This is a genomic window from Methylocystis sp., assembly GCF_051061285.1.
In the GTDB taxonomy this organism is placed as follows: Bacteria; Pseudomonadota; Alphaproteobacteria; order Rhizobiales; family Beijerinckiaceae; genus Methylocystis.
In genome coordinates this window covers 1-18,468 of the sequence record NZ_JBPFEA010000038.1, presented here as the reverse complement: position 1 = coordinate 18,468, position 18,468 = coordinate 1, and the positions used below count along the sequence as shown (strand labels likewise).

The following is an 18,468-nucleotide window of genomic DNA, read 5'->3' as shown; positions in this document are numbered from 1 at the left end:
GAAGAAGCTCGGCACGACGCTGATCTACTTCGTGCCGCGCGACAATATCGTGCAGCACGCGGAGCTGCGCCGGATGACGGTGCTGGAATAAGCGCCGGAGTCGCAGCAGGCGAATCATTACCGCAATCTGGCGGTGAAGATTAACGCCAACCAGGGCAAGGGCATCATCCCGACGCCAATCACGATGGACGAGCTCGAAGACATGCTGATGGAGCACGGCATCATGAAGGCGGTCGATGAGAGCCAGATCGGCAAGACCGCGGCCGAACTCCAGGCGATCGCCTAACCCGTCAACGCATGAGCGTCGGCCTCCCGCAATGCGGGAGGTCGACGTTATGTTGTCAGCGGAGCGTGACGTGATGGTGCACGCATTCCCGAATATCGACAGCAGCGGCTTCGCATCCGCGGCGACGGAGAGCGGGCGAAGCGTTACTGATGCTGCGCGCGTGTATCGCGACCTGACCGGAGTTTTGCCCGAAGCGGCGAACATCGATGACGATGCGAATTTCGACCGCCACGTTCTGGCGTCGATCCTCGCCTTGGCGTCGAGCGAGGGCGGAAGTCTCGCGGCGCAAGCCGGTCTGACGGACACTGAACTCGGCGATCTTTTTTCTCACTGCTTTTCCGCGCGAGGCATCGAATCCTGCGGCGACCACCAGGCGAGTGTCGTGGACGCCGACGAAATCAAAATGGTGCGGGAGATTCTTCTTGAGAATCGTTCCAGCGAAAGCGAATTCGGCCGCTGGCTCGCCGCCATGATCGCGCGCCGCGCCATGGAGCCCAATCATCTGTGGGAGGACCTCGGGCTTCGTGACAGATCCGAATTGACGCGGCTGATCGCGCGCCATTTCGCGCCGCTCGCCCGACGCAACGACAAGAACATGCGCTGGAAGCGGTTCATCTACCGCATGATGTGCGAGAACGACGGTTTCGTCATGTGCAGCACGCCCGTGTGCTCGAACTGCGCGGATTACGCGCTCTGCTATGGCGCGGAAACCGGGACGAGCCGCGTCGCGTCGGCGGCGCAATCGCCCGCGACGCCTGCCGGACAGACAGTGTAAGTTCATTCGAACAACTTTTGTCGAGTTTTCGACAATCTCATAATTTGCTGGTCGGACTGGCGGTTTTTGCCCGCGTTGGCGATGGCATGTCGATTGCTTGATACAGGCACAGGCAAGTTCATCTCGGAGGCTCCAGTATGATCACGGTCTCGCAGGCAGCCGTCGCCGCGGTAAAGGATGCGATGGCGCGGGCCTCTCAACGAGAGGGTGGTCTGCGCATTCTGGTCAAGGAAGGCGGCTGCGCCGGCTACGAGTATGTCGTCGATCTTGATCCGCAGCAGAAAAACGACGACATCGTCGTGGAGGCGGACGGCATACGCGTGCTGATCGATCCGGCCTCGCGTCCGCGCCTTGAAGGCATGACGCTCGGCTTTCGCCAGGATCTCGCCGGCTCCGGATTCACCTTCGAGAATCCCAACGCAAGCTCGACCTGCGGCTGTCAAAAATCCTTCAACTGAAGGAGCGCCCGGATGCGCGAAGCGTTTTTGCGGTTGTTCCTCGGTTGCATAGAAGCGGGCGCCTCGAGCGTTCGTATGAGTCGATGACGACATATGTGCCCCGAAAGAGTTGGCTCCCTCCCGTCGCTTCGCCGACGCGGAGAGCGCTGGATGTGGTGTTGAACGACACCACGCTTCGGGACGGCGAACAGGCCCCGGGCGTCGCTTTCACCTGCGAAGAAAAGCTCGAAATCGCACGCGCCCTGGCGCGCGCCGGCGTTACCGAACTCGAAGCCGGAACGCCGGCGATGGGCGGCGTGGAGATCGCGATGATCCGAGCGATCGTCGACGCCCAATTGCCGTTGCGCGCGATCGCCTGGTGCCGGATGCGCGTCGAGGACGTCGACGCGGCGCTGGCGTCGGGCGTCTCCATGGTCAATCTCTCCGTGCCCGTCTCCGAGACGCAGATACGTGCGAAATTACGCGGCGGGCGCGCCCAGGCGCTGGAGATGACGCGGCGCGTCGTCGCTTACGCGCGGGACAAGGGCCTCGACGTCGCGGTCGGCGGCGAAGATTCGTCGCGCGCCGAACCTGAATTCCTGATGGAGACGATGGCCGTCGCGCAAGCCGCCGGCGCCCGTCGGTTCCGGGTCGCCGACACGTTGAGCGTGCTCGATCCTTTCGCCGCTTTTGATCTGATCGCTAAACTGCGCGCGCAGAGCGACCTCGAGATCGAAATCCACTGTCATGACGATCTCGGCCTCGCCACCGCCAATACCCTGGCGGGCATCAAGGCAGGCGCGACGCATGCGTCGGTCACCGTGATCGGGCTCGGCGAGCGCGCCGGCAATGCGCCGCTCGAGGAAGTCGCCGTAGCGGCGCGTCAGTTGCACAAATATGAAACCGGCATTGTGCTCACCGAATTGCGCAATGTCGCGGCGCTCGTCTCCGCCGCGGCGCGACGGCCGATCCCGCTGAACAAGTCCATCGTCGGCGAGCATGTCTTCACACATGAATCCGGCATTCACGTCGATGGGCTGCTCAAGGACCCGCGCACCTATGAAGCCTTCGATCCGAGCATGCTCGGCCGCGCGCATGAGATTGTGATCGGCAAGCACTCCGGCTCGGCGGCCGTCACCGCGATACTGCGGCAATTGGATTTAGCGGTCAGCGTTGAGGAACTCGGCGAGATCGTCTCCTGCGTGCGCGCCCATGCGCTTGATCACAAGGGGCCGGTCAGCGGCGAGGCCTTGACCTCGATCTGGCGCAGCGTCTGCGCGAGCACTCACGCGAGAGGCATGTGAGCGTCATGCTCGAACGAGCCGCAACGATGACGAACCAGGCAGCGCAGACCAAGGCGGCGACCTCGGCGCCCGAGCCGACGCGCTTGCAACTGATCCGCGAGGACCTGGCGTGCGTGGCGACGCGCGATCCCGCCGCCCGCGGACGCTTCGAGACGCTGCTCACCTATCCCGGACTGCACGCCGTCATCTGGCATCGCCTCGCCAATTGGCTGTGGACCAACGATCATCGCTTCTGGGCGCGTCTCCTCTCCTGGTTCGCGCGCTTTCTGACCAATGTCGACATCCATCCCGGTGCAACGATTGGCCGACGCTTTTTCATCGATCATGGCGCGGGCGTCGTCATCGGCGAGACGGCGGTCGTCGGCGACGACGTGACGCTCTATCACGGCGTGACGCTCGGCGGCGTCTCCTGGTCGCCGGGCAAGCGCCATCCGACGCTGGAAGACGAAGTGATCGTCGGCGCCGGCGCAAAGATTCTCGGTCCCATCACGATCGGCCGCAATGCGCGCGTCGGCGCCAATTCCGTCGTGATCGAAAGTGTGATGCGCGACGCGACGGTGGTCGGAATTCCGGCGAAAATCGTGCATCGCGACATCGGCCGCTGCACGTTCGATGGCCGCATCAACCTCAATCACCATCTGATGCCGGACCCGGTCGGCGAGGCATTCTCGGTCCTGCTCGATCGCGTCGAGTTTTTGGAGACGCGGGTGTCGCATCTGCAGAGGCGTCTGCGGGAGCGCGAACGGACGGTCAGGGCGCCCGATGGCGCCGCGCCAAAGGCGGAGCCGGCGGAAGTCATATGAAGGAGACCAAAATGTCGGAGCCCTCCATTCTGGAGCAACTGAAAAAGGCGTCCTGCGCCGAAGAGTTCTTTGCGCTGCTCGGCGTCGACTACGATCCGAAAGTGGTCAATGTCGCGCGCCTCCATATTCTGCGGCGCATGGGGCAATATCTTTTCAGCGAGGATCTATGCGAGCTGGACGACGCGACGGTGACCCAGCGCTGCAAGGACTTTTTGGAGCGCGCCTACCAGGACTTCCTGACCTCGACGCCGATCGACGAGCGCCTGTTCAAAGTCCATAAGGACGCCGTCAAGCCGGCGGCGCCGCCGTCATTGGTGCAGCTCAACATTCTGAAGTGAACGCTTAGCAAATACACGGGGACAACTCGAATGCATATCGTCGTCTGCATGAAGCAAGTGCCCGACTCGGCGCAGATCCGCGTTCACCCGGTGACCAACACGATCATGCGCCAGGGCGTTCCGACGATCATCAACCCATATGATCTCTTCGCCATCGAAGAAGCGTTGCGGCTGCGCCAAAAATTCGGTGGCGCGGTCACCATTCTCACCATGGGCCCGCCTTCGGCCGAGGATAGTCTGCGCAAGGCGCTGACCTTTGGCGCCGATCGCGCTGTGCTCTTGACCGACCGCTTTTTCGCGGGCGCCGACACGCTGGCGACCACATATGCGCTGGCGACGGCGATTCGCAAGATCGGCGTGGAGTTTGGCCCGCCGAACATCGTCTTCACCGGCAAGCAGACGATCGACGGCGACACGGCGCAGGTGGGACCGGGCGTCGCCAAGCGACTGGGCCTGATGCAACTCACTTATGTCTCGCATATCGACGACGTCGACCTTGAGGCAGGAACGATCGACGTCGAGCGGCGCAGCGAAGGCGGCGTTCAGAAACTGCGCAGTAAAATGCCTTGCCTGATCTCTGTCCTCGAAGGCGTCAATGAGATGCGCATTGGTTCGCTGAGCGACGCGTTGACGGCGGCGCGCGCGACGATCATCAAATGGAGCGCGCAGGACGCCGGCGTGGAGGACATCACCAAATGCGGACTGCGTGGCTCGCCGACGATCGTCAAGCGCGTCTTTGCGCCGAAGCCGCGTGCGGAAAAAGCCGAATTCATCGAACTCGGCGACAAGCCGGGGGACGCCTTCGTCGATGAATTGTTCAAGCGCCGGCCGAAACTCGAAGCCGAGCTCGGGCAATTGACGCGCGGCTATTGATCTTGAAACAGGAGCGCGACACATGAACGATAAGGCAAAGGCTCCTGCTCCGGCGGGGCGCGCGGCGGCGAAAAAAGAGCTGCCCGAACATCTCAAAGCCTACAAACACGTCTGGGTCTTTATCGAGCAAGAGCGTGGACAAGCGCATCCCGTGTCCTGGGAGTTGATGGGCGCGGGACGGATTCTCGCCGATAAGCTCGGCGTCAATCTCGCCGCGGTCGTCGTCGGCGCGCGCAACGAGGCGACGCAGGCGGTCGTGCGGGAAAGCTTCAACTACGGCGCAGACCTTGCCTATCTTGTCGCGGACGACATCCTCACGGATTACCGCAACGAGAGCTACACCAAGGCGATGACTGATCTCGTCAACGCCTATCAGCCGGAAATCCTGCTGCTGGGCGCGACGATCTTGGGGCGCGATCTTGCCGGCTCGGTGGCGACGACGCTGCTGACCGGTCTCACCGCCGATTGTACGGAACTCGACGTCGATGCGGAAGGTTCGCTCGCCGCGACGCGTCCGACGTTCGGCGGCTCGCTGCTCTGCACGATCTTCACGCTCAACTATCGCCCGCAGATGGCGACCGTGCGCCCGCGCGTGATGCCGATGCCGGAGCGCGTCGAAAAGCCGATCGGCCGCGTGATCGAACATCCACTCGGTCTGGTGGAAGATGACATTGTCACCAAAGTGTTGTCCTTTCTGCCGGACCGCGATTCGACAAAATCCAATTTGGCGTTCGCCGACGTGGTCGTGGCGGGCGGCCTCGGCCTCGGCTCTCCGGAAAATTTCCAACTGATCCGTCAGCTGGCGAGCGCGATCGGCGCGGAATTCGGCTGTTCGCGCCCGCTGGTGCAAAAGGGATGGGTCAGCTCTGACCGGCAGATCGGCCAGACCGGTAAGACGATCCGGCCCAAGCTTTATATCGCCGCGGGCATTTCCGGCGCGATCCAGCATCGCGTCGGCGTCGAGGGCGCGGATTACATTGTCGCGATCAACACCGACAAGAATGCGCCAATCTTCGATTTCGCCCATGTTGGAATCGTCACCGACGCGGTACGGCTTTTGCCTGCCCTCACGGAAGCGTTCTCGAAACGATTGTCTCCGCATCAGCGCGACCGTCTAGCGAGCTAGGGGAGATAGGCATGATCGAAGAAAGATTCGACGCGATCGTAGTTGGCGCCGGCATGGCCGGCAACGCCGCCGCCCTGACGCTGGCGCGCAAGGGCCTCAAAGTTCTGCAGTTGGAGCGCGGCGAATATTCCGGCTCCAAGAATGTGCAGGGCGCGATCCTCTATTCCGACATGCTCGAGAAGCTTGTCCCGGATTTCCGCGAGGACGCGCCGCTGGAGCGCCATCTCGTCGAGCAGCGCTTTTGGATGATGGACGACAACTCCCATACGGGACTCCATTACCGCTCCGACGAATTCAACGAGGAGCGTCCCAACCGCTACACCATCATCCGCGCGCAATTCGACAAATGGTTCTCCAAGAAGGTTCAGGAGGCCGGCGCGGTCGTGCTGTGCGAAACCACCGTCTTGGAGCTGTTGCAGGACGCCTATGGAAAAGTCATCGGCGTGCGCACGGACCGCAAGAACGGACAGGTCGGCGCCGACGTCGTCGTGCTGGCGGAAGGCGTGAGCGGGCTGCTCGGCACAAGAGCCGGTCTGCGCAAGACGCCTGACAAGAGCAATGTCGCTCTCGCGGTGAAGGAAATGCACTTCCTGCCGCAGGAAACTCTCGAAGCGCGCTTCAATCTGCGCGGCGACGAAGGCGCCGTCATCGAGGCGGTCGGCACCATCTCGCAAGGCATGACTGGGATGGGTTTCATATACACAAATAAGGAATCCATCTCGCTTGGCATCGGCTGTCTCGTCGCGGACTTCGAGAAGACAGGACAGACGCCGTACGGACTGCTGGAAAAGTTCAAGCAGCATCCATCGGTGGCGGCGCTCATCGCAGGCTCGGAAGTCAAGGAATACGCCGCGCATCTGATCCCTGAAGGCGGCTTCAAGGCGATCCCGCAGCTCTATGGCGATGGCTGGGTCGTGGTTGGCGACGCTGCGCAGTTGAACAACGCCATACATCGCGAAGGCTCAAATCTGGCGATGACCTCCGGACGGATCGCCGCGGAAGCGATCTTCCAGATCAAATCGCGCCGCGATCCGATGACGAAGGAGAATTTGGCGCTCTACAAGAAGATGCTCGACGAATCCTTCGTCATGAAGGATTTGAAAAAATATCGCGACATGCCGGATCTGCTTCACATTCAGGCGCAGAACTTCTTCCTGACGTATCCGCAACTCGTCTCCAAGGCGATGACGAATTTCCTGCGCGTCGACGGCACGACGAAGCGGGAAAAAGAGAAGACCACGTTCCGCTCCTTCCTCGCAGCGCGTTCGCTGACCGGACTGGTCGGCGACGCGTTTCGGCTGGCGCGCGCGTGGAGGTAGTCGGGCGATCGCTCGAGCAACGGAGAAGGACAATGAGCGCAGAAGCAGCAGTCCGGGTAGAGGACAAGCTTTACCTCAATCGCTATCTCGTCGACGCCGGCCGCGCCCACATCAAGGTGCGTCCGCACACCACGCCCTCGCCGCAACTGCTCAGCCTGCTGAACGTCTGTCCGGCGCACTGCTATGAAATGAACTCGGCCGGTCAAGTCGAGATCACGACGGACGGTTGCGTCGAATGCGGCACGTGCCGGATCATCGCCGAGCCGAGCGGCGACATCGAATGGAACTATCCGCGCGGCGGCTACGGCGTGCTGTTCAAATTCGGCTAAGATTGATCGACGCCGATCAGAGGCGCAAGGCGAGCCGGGAATGAAATTCTACATGACGCCCGGATCCTGCTCCACGGGCATACACATCCTGCTGGAAGAGATCGGGCTGGTCTTCGAGGCCTATATCGTCAATCTCGTTAAGGGCGATCACCTCAAGCCGGATTATTTGGCGATCAACCCGAATGGGACGATTCCGACTCTGCTGCGCGACGACGGCGTCGCGCTGACGGATTTTCACTCGATCGCCCTATGGCTTGCGGAGACCTATCCGCGCCGCAAGCTTCTGCCCGAGAGCGTGGATGCGCGCGAGGCGGCGTTGGCCGCCATGCATTTTTGCGTTCAGCATATCCACGGAGAAGGCTTTCGACGCGTGTTCACGCCGGAGCGCTACGCCGGGCGGGAGGCCGACGTCGAGGCGATCAAAGCCGAAGGACGCGAAATCGTCGTCTCGGCGCTGATCGCGATCGATACGGAACTTGCCGGCAAGGACTATGTCGCTGGCGGCTTTTCGGTCGCCGACGCGGCGCTGTTCTATGTGGAGTTTTGGGCCGACAAGACGGGCATGACGCTGCCGCGCAATTGCCAGGCGCATTACGCGCTTATGAAATCGCGCCCGGCCGTCCGGCAGGTGCTCGCTGAAGAGGGCTATCGCAGCTGATCCAACGCGCGCGCTTCAGCCGCCGATAGGCCGTGCGAGAGGCGCACAGTTTTGCACGCCATGCGACAGCACGGCCCGCGCCGCCGACAGAGAGCGCGCCTCAACGTTGATGGATGCGCCGCTCCGCGCTCAATGGCGCTTATCATGCGCATTATCCGGATCATTGCGCATCCAATCAGCCAGCTTTGCAAAATTTTCGCGCAGGCCTTCGCGTATGCCGACGTCTTCGATCGTTGCATCCAGCGCGCCGTTCATGCACAGCATCCAGGCGTCGCGCTCGGCCGGACCGATGCGCAAATGGCTATGCCGCATGCGCAGGCGCGGATGTCCCTTCTTGGCGGAATAGTCCTTGGGGCCGCCGAGCCATTCGGCCAGATAGACCTTCAAAATGGCGCGCGTCGGTCCAAGGTCGTCGGCGTGAACGGCGCGTATGCCGCGCGCTTCGGGTAATTCGTCCATGTTGCGGTAGAAGGTTTCGACAAGCCGGTCGACCGTGTCGAAGCCGCCGATGCGATCGAATATGGATACGGTATTGTCGATGGTGGTCGTCGTCACGGCCTCAAGCCTCAGTGATAACTTACGGTAACGGGTCGCGCCCAATGGCGTGCGTGGGCCGCCCTGGCGATCACGCGATAGGCGGCGTCCGCTATGGCGCGCCCATGTTCGTCGGTGCCCGTCCAAGTCGAGGCGCGCCCGCGCGGATCGACCTCAACGAGTTTCACATTTTGCGGCACGACAACCCCGTCGCGCGCGATGCCGCGCAGGAAGCCGTCCATCGGCGAAAGGACGCGGTGACCGTCGAGGAGTCCGAGGAGGTAATCCTTGAAGATTCGCGCGCCAACGTCGAGAGGCGTGCGCCAAACGCCGTATCGGGCGGAATAAACGAAGCGGCCGCGGCCGACGCCGCCAAGGTAGCGTGGAACATGGTCGTTGGGCCGAGTTTCGCCGGTTTCGACGAGCTCGCCGGCGTGGTCGGGATGCGTCTCGATGGCGACGTCGCAGTTCAAGCCGGCGGTGAAATGCGGGCCGAGGCCGATGGCGAGATTGGCGATCTTGCGCAGATTGGTCGTCATGCGGTTCTTTTGCATTCGCGCGTCGATCAACACGTCGGGCGTGCGGAGCGCGAGGAGATCGGTCAATTGCAGCGAGGTCACCGCGACGACGCCCGTTACGGACAAAACCCGTATGATTTCCAGCGCAGTCTCGCCGCGGTAGCCCTGAATGCCGTCGACCTCGGCGCGATCTTGGAAAAGAGCGTCGTGGAACGACATGCCACGCCGAATGACGGGCGGGTAAGGGTCGTGACTGAGCACGACGTGGTAGCCCTCCCGCGTCAGACGCGCAGCTACGGCGGAAGCAATCTCATTCGCGCCCAAAACGATCACGAAGGGCGCGCTTCGATTGGACAGAAATTCGCAGAATCGCACCTGTGTCATCGTCCCCCCGCGACTCGGCGAAAGCAAGACGCACGCCAGCGACTGAAGCGGCGCGCGTCTTCGCCGCGTCGCCGAAGGCGCTACAAAGCCACGTAAACGAATTTCCCCGCCTTAAGTTCTGGATAATTTTCACGCAAGGCGTTTGCGATTTTTGCGACGAGCGTTTTGTCGGCGGCGGCCGAGACGCCGACGAAATCAGTTCCCTGCATCCAGGTTTCGAAGAAGCAGTGCAGCGTCTCGTCGTAGTCGGACCCGGTGGGGTTGGCGGTCTTGTCGCTAAGATCGGCGACTCCCGCGGCGCTGACCTCGAGACGCCAGTCGCGGTCGTCTTCGACGGACGCCATCAGCCTGGCGAGATCGTCATTCGTCCAATCGGTCTTCAGATCCACCGCCATGCTCGCCAACCTTCCCTTGCGCGATCGCTGTCTCGCAATATACGGACCAGCGTTGCTCAGGGTTCCGCGAAGATCGGCGCGACGCCTTCGGCGTCGATATAGACGACGCCGTCTTCGATCCGCACCGGATATTCGGCGAGCGGCGTCGCATGCTCATGGGTCGGCTGGCCGCTGTTCATGTCCCACGACCAGAAATGCAGCGGACAGGTCAGCGTCGTCCCGTCGAAATCGGCGTCGGCCAAGGGAACGTTGGTGTGCGGACAGACTCCCTGAAACGCTTTTAAGACGCCGTCTTCCGGCCAGGCGAGAACGATGAGTTGCGCGTCGGCGATGACAACGCGCATTCCGCCCTCCATGAGCGTGTCTTCCTTGCAGACGCGAACAAACATGAGGGCGCTCCGTAAGGCTGGCTGCGAATTTGCATCGACGGCGAGCAAGATTCGAGCCGTGCGTGAAGGAGACGTCGCCATGCATAACAAGCGCTTGGAGGCGTTTCGCAATGATCCCGGCGGCGCCTGGACGCCCGCCGATTTTGAAATCACCGCCTCGCAATATGCGATCAAGTTCCGCAAGGTGACGGGAACGCATGTCGTGTTCACGCATCCCTCGGTGCCGAATTGCGTCGCCATCCCCATGAAGGCGAAGGTGAGAAGCGTTCACGTGAAGGCCTTCGTCGCGATGGTCGACCTCATGGATGAGTTGGACAAATGAGCGAGGCGCCCGTCTATCGAACCGAGCTGGGCCGCGGACCGCCAGAGGAGGGCGGCTATTACGTCGTGTCTTACCCTCAGATTCCCGGCTGCGTCGGGGTCGGCGGCACCGAGGCGGAGGCGGTGGAGGATGGGCGCCGCGCGCTGATCGCCGTGCTCGACGCGCTAAAGGCCGTCGACCGGCCGCCGCCCGAGGCGCGGGGAGAGAGCGCGTGAGGATGGAAAATCATGGCTCCGCCACGGCGGCGTTGCAGGAGTCCGCGGGCTGCGTCAACGCCGTGCCGGCGCTCTCCATCCCCATGGGATTCCGGCTGTTGGCGCTGCGTTGCTTTCACAATGATCCTGATCCGCCCGCCTTCGCCTGGCTCAATCAGCGTATCTTTCGCACTCCCGACCGCATGGGTCGGCACGGGCTGTTTTTTGGCGCGGCCTTTCGGCCGGAAATCATGGACTGGCTGATTGCGCGCGTCGGCCGGCCATCGTCGCGCGAGAGCGGCAAGCCGCAGCGCAATCCCGACTGGCCAAACATCTTCTGGCGTAGCGCGGAACGGGCGTGGCCCGACGATGCGCGCACCACGGAATGGTCGATCGAGGTCGCCTTCGCGAGTGAGGATGTGGCGAACGCCTTTCGCGAACGCTGGCGCGAGCGACTGTCCGGCGGATTCGATGGCTGAAACGGGCTTGGAGCGCGCTGCGAAAAAGTGGGAACCGGTTTTTCGCATAGAGCGCGCTCAAACTTTGGATATCGATCCACGTGATCTGCATTTGGGCGATTCCGCTCAAATGCAGCGTGATCTATGCGCGGCGGAAGATCATGCTGAGATTGTTGGCCGGCATTTCAATGACGGCAGGGTCCAAGAATCCGTTGCGCGAGGCGCAGTCGGCGACGGCCTCCAAGTCGCGCAGTCCGAAGGCCGGATCTTTCGTCTTCAGCCAAGCCTCGAATTCAATATTGCTCGGCGCCGTCTCGACGCCTTGGCGCCGATAGGGGCCATAAAGATAGAGCGGCGCATTGCTCGGGAGGATTCTCGCCGCGCCTTTGAACAAGCCTTCCGTCGCCGACCAGGGCGAGATGTGGATCATGTTGATGCAGAGGATCGCGTCGGCTGCGTGGAGGGTCCAATCGTCGTCGCGCGCATCGAGCGCCAATGGCGCGCGAAGATTGGCGAGACCGAGCGATAGGCGCCAGGCCGCGATGCTGCGACGCGCCGCGGCGTTGGGATCGGAAGGCCAAAAGATGAGATGCGGCAAATTTTCCGCCAAGCAAGCCGCGTGTTCGCCCGAGCCGCTGGCGATTTCGAGCACGGCGCCTTGCTGCGGCAGAAGCGGACGCAACACGTCAAGGATCGCTTCGCGATTGCGCGCGACCGAGGGCGACTGCAGCCGCGCCTCTTCCATGCTCACGTCCTAACCGCTATGCCGCATGCGCCGTGTCGAGGCCGCGGAAGATAGCGCAGCGGCGAAAGACGGCGAGGCTCGGCGGCACATTTTTCTGGTGGCAGAATTTCGCCGTGAGCTTCGCCAACCCCTTTATATCGCGGCCCGTGGCGGCGGGGAAAATCTCGACGAGGTCGTCGATGAGCGCGTCATCGACTTTGAGCGCGAATTGCTCGGTCATCACGCGCCAGATACGGCGCTTCGCGTCAGCGTCTGGCGGGTTATATTTGATCAGCGCGATGCAGCGCGAGACGATCGCCTCGTCGATGTCGTCGACGCGGTTCGTCGTCAGGAAGAGCAGACCATTGAAATATTCGAGCACGCGCAGGAAAACGCCGACGACGGCGTTCATGGCGATGTTGTCGTCGCGGCGCTTGATGTAGACGTCGGCCTCGTCGATCAGCATCACCGCTCCCCAGCGCTGGGCCCGGGTTAAAATTTCCTTCAGCGCCGTCTCCATTGTGCCGACATTGAGGCCCAATTGCCCGGAATGCACGCGGTACAAGGGACGCTGGATGATTTCCGAATAGACTTCCGCGGTCAGCGTTTTGCCAACGCCGGGCGGGCCGGCGCAAAGCACCGTGGTGCCGCCGGATTTGCCTTGGACGATGTCATCCATCAGCACGTCCATTTCGGCGGTGAGAATGTCGATGAGATCCGTCTGCTCCTCCGGCAGCACTAACTTGTTCTTCAACTCGGGCTGATAGCGATAAAGCCGCATCTCATCGACATGCACCCAGACGTGATGATGCAGATCGAGATGGAACATCAAAATGTAGGGATGCACGGGAACTTGCGTGAAGAGTCCCGGCGGAATCTGTTCACGCAGCTCGGCGATCTCGTCCTCGCCCGAGAAATTGTTGCTCTTGCCCGCCTTGCGCAGAAAATGCCCGAGCACGTCGCCCGGCGCCTCCAGCGTCAGGTTGCGCGCCGAGAGCACCGCCTCGTCGTTGACGAGGCGCGCCTCGCCGCCGCTCGTCGAGAGCACGATGACGTCCTTGCGCGTCCAATCCGTGTCGCGATGCGTGGCGTTGGGATCTTCGGCGTGAAAGCCGGAGCCCTTGCCGGAAAATTGCGCGCCATAGCGGCCGCGCCAATCGAAATACGTCTCGCTCGCCGCGTCGAAGGCCTCGATCAAAGCCGGCGTCTCGCGCAGAAAACCTTTGGCGGCGAGGATTTCGCTGATTGTTCGGCCGACAATGTCGGGCGCCATGATGCGCATGAGATTGGTTTGCAGCGTGCCCTTGGCGTTGGCCTTCAGTTCCACCAGGATTTTGCCGGCCTCGTCGTTGGACGTCGGCACGTAGTCGAAACGCGTCACGACATAGGGCAGCGCCTTGGCGGCGACGCTCGCCGTGAACAGCCAGCCGCGCAGCGCGTCGGTCGTCATATATTTGACCAGCGCCGGCAATACGTCCTCAAGATCGCCTGCCTCAAAACGCTTGCCCTGCGACTCCAGCGCCGAGCGCAGCGTCGCAAGCTGCGCGGCTCTGGCGCGCAATTCGGGACCCGACTGCTGATAGAGCTCCTCGAGGAAATCGAATTCGGCGCCGGAGAGATGCGCGAGATCGAGTTCGACTCTGTCGCCGAAGCGCAGTTGCGACGAGAGCCCCGAATGGGCGGGAAAGCGCGCAATCAGCGCTTCGACATGCGGCCTTTCGATTTGGATGTTCATGTTCGCTCGCGCATCTCTTCAGGGTAGGCGGGGAGCGTCAGCATGCGCGGGTCTTCCAGCGCGGCGCCGACGGTGAAGTGGTAGACATCCTGAAAGGCGTATTGTTCTGGCGACAGGCCGAGCATCGCGTGGATCTCGTCGTCGAAGAAGCAACCGATCCCCGTGCCGGAGAGGCCAATGGCGCTGGCCCAGAGATAGAGCGCGTGGCCGATCGCGCCGGCCTCCCAGTGCAGCCGGCGATAGCCGAAGCCGCCGTCCTCTTGAAGCGTGCGGTCGAAATCGGCGATCATCGCGACGGCGAAACAGCCCTTGCCGGCGATCGCTTGGCGGCAGGCGTTCATGCTCGCCTCGCGTTCGACGGCGCCTTGCCGCAGACGAAAGAGTTTGAGCGGCCCGATCTCGATCGGCGTCCAAAGCAACGCCAGCGCCGACATCTCGCGCAGCCGCGCCGTGGTTTCGGCGTCGCGCTGCAGCAGATAGAGACCCGGCTCCACGCCCTCGACGCGATGCACGAAGAGCAGCAGATTTAGCCGTGGCGGCCAGGGGAAGGGCACCAGGCATGGCTCGGCGCCGGGAAGCGTCGACGTCAGCATGGCGCAAAACGCCTCCTGCGAGAGGCGGGCGATTCCGTCCATGCGCTGCGCGCTGCGCCGACGCCGAACCCCGCGCCCGATGTCGGGCAGCGGGAAGGGGAAGGCGGGCTTGGGCGCAATGCGCGACAATGGCTCCAATGTCGGCGTGCGGGGCTTGACGCAGAACCGCGTCGCGCGGTCGACGAGCGGCCAGCCGTCGTGGTCGTCGCTCAGGCGATTTGCCGCGCCCGTCCACGTCCGCGACGCGCGCGCAAGGCTGGAGACGTCAATGGTGGGGGACGCGCTCCCATCCACGGCGATCCACAAGAGCGCATCGGGATGTTCTTCCTCGCGCCGATGCGCGGCGTCCGGCCGATCGAGTCCGAGCAGCGCCGCGATGTCGGCGTCGCCCGGTTCGCACAAAAGATGCGCGCGCCAGCCCAGCGCGGCGGCGGCCTGCGCGGCGGCGCCGATCGCATGGCCGACGTCGAGTTGGCAATAGCGAAACGCCCGTTCGCCATATTTCCAGCTCTCTCGCCACGGGACGGAACTCAGTCCGAGCAGAAATCCGCCCTCAGGCAGAACGCCCGGCGTTTCAAAATTAGCGCGCCGCTCCAGCGCATGATCTTCCTGCGCATAGTGATAAAGGGCGGCGGTCTCGCCGAGCCCCTCGGCGGCGTTGGCGAGGAGATAGGTTTCGGTGGGATGCAGATTGCCGGAAGAGGGATTGTTGCGCAGCGCCCACGTCGAGCCTTCGTAACTTTTCCAGGCGCTGATCCCGAAGCCGAGCTCCAGGAACAGGCCGAGCGCCATGCGGTCGAGCGGCGCGGCGCGCAGCGCAGGGCCGGGGAAAGGCGCGGTCTCTTCGCGATCGCGTAGCGGCAGTTCGATCCGCGGCGCGCCGGCGAAGCGCCGGAAAGGCGAAGGCTGCGAGGTCCAATCAAGAAAGGCCGGCCCAAGCGCATAGCGCGTCGGGGCATGTTTCGTGCGCCTGTGATAGCCGCGGATATCGCTCGGCAGCGCGTCGGCGTCTCGCATTCGGTCGTTCAAAGTCTGGAGTTCGATCTCGGCTTCAGCCATGCGGCCTCCTCGTCGGCCTCTTAATTCAAGAAGGGCGCCCAGTTTGGAGGGTTGAGAAGGGCCAGAAATATCAATGGCTTTTGCCCGCCTGCGGAGGAGCACGCCCGGATAGCGACCAAGAAGTGTCGCACAAGACCGCCACAGCGGAGACGCAACCCTGGGCTTTTGGCCGATAGGTGACATTGTCGGTTCACTGCGGCTCGGGTCTGCGGCGACCCCCAAGGGTATGCTTCTTGCTACTTTCCGAGCTCTGTTCCGCATCTTGATCGGACGACGCGATGGACGATACTCTGCGTGAAGTCACTGTGGCCAAGAAGACGGACGAGGCCCACAATATGGCCTCGTTCGAACTGGTCGATCCCACCGGCGCTGAACTGCCGACCTTCTCGCCTGGCGCGCATGTCGATGTCACGCTTCCCGGCGGTTTGGTGCGGCAATATTCCTTGTGCAACAGCGCCACGGAACGCCATCGCTACGTCATTGGCGTGTGGAACGACGCCAACAGCCGCGGCGGCTCCAAGGCGCTGCATACGCAAGTGAATGTCGGCGACAAATTGCAGGTGGGCTTGCCAAGAAATCGGTTTCGCGTGCCGCGGCAAACCAAACGCGCGATCTTAATGGCGCGAGGCATCGGCGTGACGCCGATCCTGAGCATCGCGGACCACCTCAAGCGCCAAGACATTCCCTTCGACTTGCACTACGTCTATGCCATGATGTCGCCGGGCTCCTTCGGCGAGATGATCGCGACATCGAATTTCGCGGAGAATACGAAATATTATTATGAGGCGAGCGAACTCAATCAGCTGCTCAATCCGGTGACCCTTCTGCAGGACCAGCCGGAAGAGACGCAGCTCTTCATCTGCGGCGTGGATTGGTGGCAGGATCCGATCATCCACCTTGCCGAGCAGAAAGGCTGGGCCAAGGAGCGAATCCACGTCGAAAGATTCACCGCGAAAGTTCCTCCGGCCGTGCTCGACAAGGTCTTCGAAGTCAAGATCGCCAGTACGGGAGCCGTCTATAAAGTCCCCGGCGACAAGACCGTCACGGCTTTCCTCGAGGAGCAGGGCGTGAAGATTCCCACGTCCTGCGAACAGGGCATGTGCGGCACGTGCAAGATCCAGGTCATCGAAGGCGAGGCGGACCATCGCGACAAGCGTCTCTCCGATCAGGAAAAGGCCGACGGCTTTTTCCTGGCCTGTGTCTCGCGCGCCAAGAGCGACCTGCTGGTGCTGAATCTTTAAACGCTGCGCGCGGCCGTCGTCGTGACGCGGACGCAGACGCCGCATTCGCCGCTCGAGACGATCATGCCGCCTGCCGGGAGGCCTTCAGACAGGGCTCGCGTTCTTGCTTTGCGGCTTCGTTGATCTTGCCGGCGCGAGGTGAGCGCCGTCTATCTCGAAACGCTGAAATCGCTCAATCCCGCCAATCGTTTAGGGCCGCTCAGCGACCGCCCGAAGGCGAATTGCGGGACCTGTCATCAGGGCGTGAGCAAACCGCTTTACGGTCAGAGTAAGTAGAAGGACTTCCCCGAACTCGGCGGCAAGGCCGCGCGCTGACCGTCGGCTTTCGCCCGGCCGACGGCCATGTCGGCCGGGCGCTTTTTAGCCATTTTTGACAAGGATGGTCGCGCACGTCTCAATACCGGCAGTTTGGAGCTTTGCTTTCGTTTCGCTGGGCGCAAAGCAGGGAGGATGACGCCGTGTGCACAGTGGAAAGCGCGCTGCAAGATGATTGCGTCAGCGTCGTTGAAAGGCAAGACGACGAAGGCGCCTATATGATCCGGATTGGGACGCTCGAGACCGTCGTCACCATTCGATTACGCCGGACCTGGGGTTCGCGCACGGCCTATCGCCTGAGCCACGCGATCAAGACGCCGCGCCAGCCGAGCCCCTTTTGGAGCTGCGCGTCGGAGGCGGATACGCCAGGCGACGCACTGCGGAAGGCGATCAGCGGCTTCACGATGCATTATCGCAAGGCGGTCGGCGAAGGCTATGCGCCAGCCGAGGATTGGCTCGTTCCAGCCGGAAGCTAGGCGCGCGTCGTCATTGCGAGAAGCGCAAGCGACGAAGCAATCCAGGGCAGAGCGGCTCGTGCCCCGTCCCGTCTTGCGCGAAATCTCGGCGGCTTTCGCTTCGCCGAGTTGGTTGATGGCCGCCCGATGCAGCCGCGCGACTTCATCTGGGGGATCATATGCATCGGCGGCGCGGAGAGATAGCGCGCAAGTTCCGCGTCTTCAAAAACGTCGCGGCGCAGCGCCGCGCCTGCCTTTCGTGGAGGCGGAAGTTCATACCGGCGCGCGCGGCGAGCCGCGCCCGACGCGCACTGCGCCTATCCGGAGATGAAACGCGCGGGCGAGTAAGAAGACCCTATGGGACGGCGATGACTGTCGGATAGAGCGTGCGCGTCATCGGATCGAGGGCGCCGAGGCCTAGAAGAATGATGAGCCACAGAAGCGCCGCGGCGGCGAACAGCCAGACGACAACGCCTTCTTGACGCAGGTCCATGAATCCGAACGCCGCCACGCCTACCATCGTCGCCGCGATGACCGCGACGCCGCCGCGTCCCCAATCCGGGAAGGCAAAGGTCGCTGCAAGCTCTGCGGCGAGAAGCGCAAACATCAGCGACGCGACCGAGATGAGACGAAGGACGACCGCTGTCATGAGGCCCGTCCTATGAGATAGATGAGCGGAAACAGAATAAGCCAGATGATGTCGATAAAGGTCCAATAGAGTCCGACGACGCGAACGGAATTATGGCGCTCCGCGGTGAACTGTGGCGCCTTCGAGATAATCCAGGCGAGAAGCGCAAGTCCGACGAGAAGATGAAGGCCGTGAAGCGCCGTGCTGAAGAAGTAGAAGGCGAAGAAGAGCTGGGCGCCGCTTCGCGACGGTCCGTGAACTGAGAAATTCGCGCCT

25 protein-coding genes and 1 pseudogene are annotated in these 18,468 nt (G+C 62.6%); 17 read left to right on the top strand and 9 right to left on the bottom strand.

Annotation, left to right across the window (positions count from 1 at the left end):
• From nifH to ACR65T_RS13765, 11 genes and pseudogenes are all read left to right on the top strand, one after another.
• Positions 1–286: pseudogene (gene nifH, locus ACR65T_RS13815) on the top strand (nitrogenase reductase); the annotation flags it as partial.
• Between the two features lie 73 nt (positions 287–359).
• Entirely contained in the window at positions 360–1,061 is a 702-nt protein-coding gene (locus ACR65T_RS13810) for a nitrogen fixation protein NifQ (protein WP_434497011.1), read from the top strand.
• A 137-nt stretch (positions 1,062–1,198) separates the two neighbouring features.
• Entirely contained in the window at positions 1,199–1,519 is a 321-nt protein-coding gene (locus tag ACR65T_RS13805; protein WP_018406797.1) for a HesB/IscA family protein, read from the top strand.
• 83 nt (positions 1,520–1,602) lie between these two features.
• Positions 1,603–2,802 carry a homocitrate synthase gene (gene nifV / locus ACR65T_RS13800; protein ID WP_434497008.1) on the top strand — a complete coding sequence of 400 codons (1,200 nt, stop codon included), beginning with the start codon at positions 1,603–1,605 and terminating at the stop codon, positions 2,800–2,802.
• Between the two features lie 26 nt (positions 2,803–2,828).
• Entirely contained in the window at positions 2,829–3,605 is a 777-nt protein-coding gene (gene cysE, locus ACR65T_RS13795; RefSeq protein ID WP_434497007.1) for a serine O-acetyltransferase, read from the top strand.
• Positions 3,602–3,943, top strand: coding sequence for a nitrogenase stabilizing/protective protein NifW (gene nifW / locus ACR65T_RS13790; RefSeq protein ID WP_434497006.1), 342 nt, complete (start codon positions 3,602–3,604; stop codon positions 3,941–3,943). Before cysE ends, nifW begins: the two co-directional genes overlap by 4 nt.
• Before the next feature lie 30 nt (positions 3,944–3,973).
• Positions 3,974–4,816, top strand: a complete 843-nt coding sequence (locus ACR65T_RS13785) for an electron transfer flavoprotein subunit beta/FixA family protein (protein WP_434497005.1) — start codon at positions 3,974–3,976, stop codon at positions 4,814–4,816.
• A 22-nt stretch (positions 4,817–4,838) separates the two neighbouring features.
• Positions 4,839–5,942 (top strand): electron transfer flavoprotein subunit alpha/FixB family protein, encoded by a 1,104-nt coding sequence (locus tag ACR65T_RS13780; protein WP_196400930.1) that lies wholly within the window; start codon positions 4,839–4,841, stop codon positions 5,940–5,942.
• 11 nt (positions 5,943–5,953) lie between these two features.
• Complete coding sequence (locus tag ACR65T_RS13775) at positions 5,954–7,261, top strand: FAD-dependent oxidoreductase (RefSeq protein ID WP_123174936.1); 1,308 nt, start codon at positions 5,954–5,956, stop codon at positions 7,259–7,261.
• Positions 7,262–7,293: 32 nt separating this feature from the next.
• Positions 7,294–7,590: a ferredoxin family protein gene (locus ACR65T_RS13770; protein WP_123174937.1), complete on the top strand. Its 297-nt coding sequence runs from the start codon at positions 7,294–7,296 to the stop codon at positions 7,588–7,590.
• A gap of 40 nt (positions 7,591–7,630) precedes the next feature.
• Positions 7,631–8,248: a glutathione S-transferase family protein gene (locus ACR65T_RS13765; RefSeq protein WP_434497004.1), complete on the top strand. Its 618-nt coding sequence runs from the start codon at positions 7,631–7,633 to the stop codon at positions 8,246–8,248.
• A 129-nt stretch (positions 8,249–8,377) separates the two neighbouring features.
• On the opposite strand, the gene ACR65T_RS13760 is transcribed toward ACR65T_RS13765, so the two are convergent.
• From ACR65T_RS13760 to ACR65T_RS13745, 4 genes are all read right to left on the bottom strand, one after another.
• Positions 8,378–8,803: a group II truncated hemoglobin gene (locus tag ACR65T_RS13760; RefSeq protein ID WP_434497003.1), complete on the bottom strand. Its 426-nt coding sequence runs from the start codon at positions 8,801–8,803 to the stop codon at positions 8,378–8,380.
• An 11-nt stretch (positions 8,804–8,814) separates the two neighbouring features.
• Positions 8,815–9,684 carry a xanthine dehydrogenase gene (locus ACR65T_RS13755; RefSeq protein WP_434497002.1) on the bottom strand — a complete coding sequence of 290 codons (870 nt, stop codon included), beginning with the start codon at positions 9,682–9,684 and terminating at the stop codon, positions 8,815–8,817.
• Positions 9,685–9,764: 80 nt separating this feature from the next.
• Complete coding sequence (locus ACR65T_RS13750; RefSeq protein WP_434497001.1) at positions 9,765–10,079, bottom strand: hypothetical protein; 315 nt, start codon at positions 10,077–10,079, stop codon at positions 9,765–9,767.
• Positions 10,080–10,135: 56 nt separating this feature from the next.
• Entirely contained in the window at positions 10,136–10,468 is a 333-nt protein-coding gene (locus ACR65T_RS13745) for a Rieske 2Fe-2S domain-containing protein (protein WP_434497000.1), read from the bottom strand.
• Between the two features lie 79 nt (positions 10,469–10,547).
• On the opposite strand from ACR65T_RS13745, the gene ACR65T_RS13740 reads away from it, so the two are divergent.
• The 3 genes from ACR65T_RS13740 to ACR65T_RS13730 are packed head-to-tail and all read left to right on the top strand — an operon-like array spanning position 10,548 to position 11,463.
• Positions 10,548–10,790 carry a hypothetical protein gene (locus ACR65T_RS13740; protein WP_018406810.1) on the top strand — a complete coding sequence of 81 codons (243 nt, stop codon included), beginning with the start codon at positions 10,548–10,550 and terminating at the stop codon, positions 10,788–10,790.
• Positions 10,787–11,005: a type II toxin-antitoxin system HicB family antitoxin gene (locus ACR65T_RS13735; RefSeq protein WP_434496999.1), complete on the top strand. Its 219-nt coding sequence runs from the start codon at positions 10,787–10,789 to the stop codon at positions 11,003–11,005. The genes ACR65T_RS13740 and ACR65T_RS13735 overlap by 4 nt, the downstream gene beginning before the upstream one ends.
• 2 nt (positions 11,006–11,007) lie before the next feature.
• The gene (locus ACR65T_RS13730; protein WP_434497010.1) at positions 11,008–11,463 is read left to right on the top strand and encodes a hypothetical protein; all 456 of its coding nucleotides are present in this window, start codon (positions 11,008–11,010) and stop codon (positions 11,461–11,463) included.
• A 121-nt stretch (positions 11,464–11,584) separates the two neighbouring features.
• Here ACR65T_RS13730 and ACR65T_RS13725 read toward each other — a convergent pair whose 3' ends face one another.
• The 3 genes from ACR65T_RS13725 to ACR65T_RS13715 are packed head-to-tail and all read right to left on the bottom strand — an operon-like array spanning position 11,585 to position 15,553.
• Positions 11,585–12,187 carry a DUF938 domain-containing protein gene (locus ACR65T_RS13725; protein WP_434497009.1) on the bottom strand — a complete coding sequence of 201 codons (603 nt, stop codon included), beginning with the start codon at positions 12,185–12,187 and terminating at the stop codon, positions 11,585–11,587.
• A 16-nt stretch (positions 12,188–12,203) separates the two neighbouring features.
• A complete protein-coding gene (locus tag ACR65T_RS13720; protein ID WP_434496998.1) occupies positions 12,204–13,901 on the bottom strand; it encodes an ATP-binding protein in 1,698 nt (565 codons plus the stop codon).
• Complete coding sequence (locus ACR65T_RS13715) at positions 13,898–15,553, bottom strand: SagB/ThcOx family dehydrogenase (protein WP_434496997.1); 1,656 nt, start codon at positions 15,551–15,553, stop codon at positions 13,898–13,900. The genes ACR65T_RS13720 and ACR65T_RS13715 overlap by 4 nt, the downstream gene beginning before the upstream one ends.
• A 278-nt stretch (positions 15,554–15,831) precedes the next feature.
• On the opposite strand from ACR65T_RS13715, the gene ACR65T_RS13710 reads away from it, so the two are divergent.
• From ACR65T_RS13710 to ACR65T_RS13700, 3 genes are all read left to right on the top strand, one after another.
• Positions 15,832–16,794 (top strand): PDR/VanB family oxidoreductase, encoded by a 963-nt coding sequence (locus tag ACR65T_RS13710; RefSeq protein WP_434496996.1) that lies wholly within the window; start codon positions 15,832–15,834, stop codon positions 16,792–16,794.
• A gap of 138 nt (positions 16,795–16,932) precedes the next feature.
• Positions 16,933–17,070 (top strand): photosynthetic reaction center cytochrome c subunit family protein, encoded by a 138-nt coding sequence (locus ACR65T_RS13705; RefSeq protein WP_434496995.1) that lies wholly within the window; start codon positions 16,933–16,935, stop codon positions 17,068–17,070.
• 182 nt (positions 17,071–17,252) lie between these two features.
• Entirely contained in the window at positions 17,253–17,585 is a 333-nt protein-coding gene (locus tag ACR65T_RS13700; protein WP_245433572.1) for a hypothetical protein, read from the top strand.
• Positions 17,586–17,919: 334 nt separating this feature from the next.
• Here the strand turns inward: ACR65T_RS13700 and ACR65T_RS13695 are convergent, their stop codons facing one another.
• Together ACR65T_RS13695 and ACR65T_RS13690 are read right to left on the bottom strand one after the other, a co-directional pair.
• A complete protein-coding gene (locus ACR65T_RS13695) occupies positions 17,920–18,213 on the bottom strand; it encodes a hypothetical protein (RefSeq protein ID WP_434496994.1) in 294 nt (97 codons plus the stop codon).
• On the bottom strand, positions 18,210–18,468 hold a 259-nt coding region (locus ACR65T_RS13690), incomplete at its 5' end, for a cytochrome c oxidase subunit 3 (protein ID WP_434496993.1). The genes ACR65T_RS13695 and ACR65T_RS13690, both read right to left, overlap by 4 nt.